The sequence below is a fragment of the uncultured Thiodictyon sp. genome (genome assembly GCF_903828115.1).
Taxonomy (GTDB): Bacteria; Pseudomonadota; Gammaproteobacteria; order Chromatiales; family Chromatiaceae; genus Thiodictyon.
In genome coordinates this window covers 1-2,478 of record NZ_CAIKKU010000712.1, presented here as the reverse complement: position 1 = coordinate 2,478, position 2,478 = coordinate 1, and the positions used below count along the sequence as shown (strand labels likewise).

Annotated in this window: 1 protein-coding gene and 1 pseudogene; both read right to left on the bottom strand. The window is 66.3% G+C overall.

Annotated elements, in window-relative coordinates:
* Positions 1 to 237 (bottom strand): annotated as a pseudogene (locus QZY48_RS26740) (Uma2 family endonuclease); the annotation flags it as partial.
* 191 nt (positions 238 to 428) lie between these two features.
* Complete coding sequence (locus tag QZY48_RS26735; RefSeq protein ID WP_295436593.1) at positions 429 to 2,207, bottom strand: AAA family ATPase; 1,779 nt, start codon at positions 2,205 to 2,207, stop codon at positions 429 to 431.
* Between the last annotated feature and the right edge of the window lie 271 nt (positions 2,208 to 2,478).

Genomic DNA, 2,478 nt, shown 5'->3' with positions numbered 1-2,478 from the left:
GGGCCGGCCGAAGACCACCATGGCGTCCGGGGCCATGGGGCCGACGAGGCGCCGGTCCTGGACCGGGTACCAGAAGAGGTCACCGGCGACGAAGACCTCCGGGCGGTCGGCGAAGAGGATCTCCAGGTTCTCCTTGATCTTCACGATCCAGTCGAATTGCAGCGTATTCTCCGCCATCGGGGCTCCGTCGCTGTCGGGATAGGGGTCGGCGGGGTCGAAACGGGGCACTGGGTTCATGGTGCTGGCTCCGGGCCGGGGGCCCTGTGTCGGTCTGAACTCGCTCTCCAGCATAGCAGGGGCAAGGGGAGAACGACACCGCGTTCGCGGTGTGACCCGTAGGGCGGAACGCGCAGCGGTTCCGCCATCGCCACTACCACCGTGGGCGCCGCGGCGGATCCCCCCGCGGGCCTGCGCTCCCCACTCCCCACTCACAGCACCCGCCACACCAGCCGCTCCACCCCCAGTGCCACCACCGCGAGTGCGCGCAGATCCGCGAGCCCGTGCCGCCCGCGCAGGGTCGCACCATAGACCCGCGCCTGCGCCGCCGCCTCATCCAGCCGGGCCGCGACCGCGGGCAGGGCCGCCAAGGTCTCGCGCGGCTGCGCCCGCACCTGCTCGCCGGAGAGCCCCAGGTCCTTGAGTCCCAGATATTTGAACTCCAGCAGCAGGTCCAGGGCCTGGAAGCGGCGCATGTCCGGGCGCACGATCAGCGCCAGGTCCGCATAGCCTCGGTCGGTTTCCAATTCCGAGACCGCCATATAGAGTCGGTCGTCGAACAGCAGGGTGAGAAAGGCGAACTTGACCAGCAGTTCATTGGTCCAGCGGTAGTCGCGGTTGGACAGCACCCGGAAATAGCGTGATTCGATGAAGTCGCACAAGGGGGCGGGGTCGCCGCGCAGGTAAAGGGTTTCCGCCACCCCCTGCGCCGTTGCGCGGTCTTCGTAGCCGGGGAGCCAAAGGTCGCGTAACCGTTCGACATAGAGTGAGCGGGCGACCAGATTGGGGATCTTCAACGCCAGCTGACCGAGCGCGCCCTGGCTGGCCAGCGTCAGGACCCCGAAGTAATAGAGCAGCGAGGCCATGAAGGGCTGGTCCTTGACCGCGCGCAGCATGTCCTCCACCCCGAAGCGCCGGGCCAGTTGCGGAATGACCACCTGATCGTCACCGCTCAGGGCTGCGATCAGCAGGTCCTCGCCATGGGGCAGGCGGGCGATATAGGCGAGTTTGTTGCGGTCCATCGCCAGATTTTCGTCGAGGAGTTGTCGCGGAGGCTGCCCCCGACGGCTCAGCGCCTTCAGGAAATAGAGGCTCAAGGTCGGATTATAGACGCTCTCGGTGCCGTCCTCGCTGAAGCGATAGCCGTTATAGAAGGTGCGCATGGTCGCCAGCGCCGCGGCGGGGGACCAGGACGCGCCGTCGGCGGCCAGTCGTTCCAGCACCGTGGCGATCTCGGGCTCGGAGAAACCGCACAGGTCGTTGAAGTCCGGCGCCAGATAGATGTTCTCCCCGACGTTATAGCCGCTGGTCATATCGCTCAAGACCACCGGCGAGACCCCGGTGATGAATACCCGGTCCAGCCCCATTCCACCCGCTGCCGCCTTGACCGCCTTGAAGACGGTCTTCAGCAGGCCCTCGCCATAGAGCAGCGATTCATAGTGGCCCTGGCCCTCGCTCCGACCGGACCCGGCCATCAGCACCTCATTGGCAAAGTTGTCGTATTCGTCGATGAGGAGATAGACCTTGTGGGGCGTCCGGGAGACCGCCGTCAGGGCCGAGCGCAGGGACGACAGTGCATTCTCGGTATGGATCTCGACGACCAAGGGCAACCGCGCCTGATAGCGCCGGGCGAAGTCGACGATGCAATCGTTGAGGTGCTGATGCAGCGCCGCCTTGATCGCCCCGACCTCTCCCTGCGCCGGCACCAGCGAGAAGTCCCACTTCATCACAAAGAACCGGTTGTGCAGGGCCGTGGGCGCGCGCCCGATGGCCAGCCCCCCGAACAGGGCGTCGAATTGGTCCGCCCGGTTCAGGTCGTAATAGTGCTCCAGCATCGACAGCAGCAGGCTCTTACCGAAGCGCCGCGGGCGGATGAAGATCAATTGCCGCCCGGCGTCCTCCAATTGGGGAATCCGGTCGGTGCGGTCCTGATACCAGTAGCCGTCCTCGATCAGGGTGCCGAAGTCGCTCAAACCATAGGGGAATTTCACGGCGGACGTCTCCCGCGTGCCGAACCAGCGGCACAGCATAGCACCATCGTTGCGGTGGTCGGCCGCCGGGATCGGGGGCTGGCCGGTCGCGGTGCCGTCCGCTCGGGGCCCGGGTGGGGGCGCTGGGTGCGATCGGAACTGGTGTGTTAACGCACATCTCGTAGGGTACGCATCGCGTACCCGCCAAGCCGCGCCGACTGCCGGAGCCGGGTACGCGATGCGTACCCTACAGCTACCGGACGTTCCCACGGACCGGGCGTCGTTGTCGTTG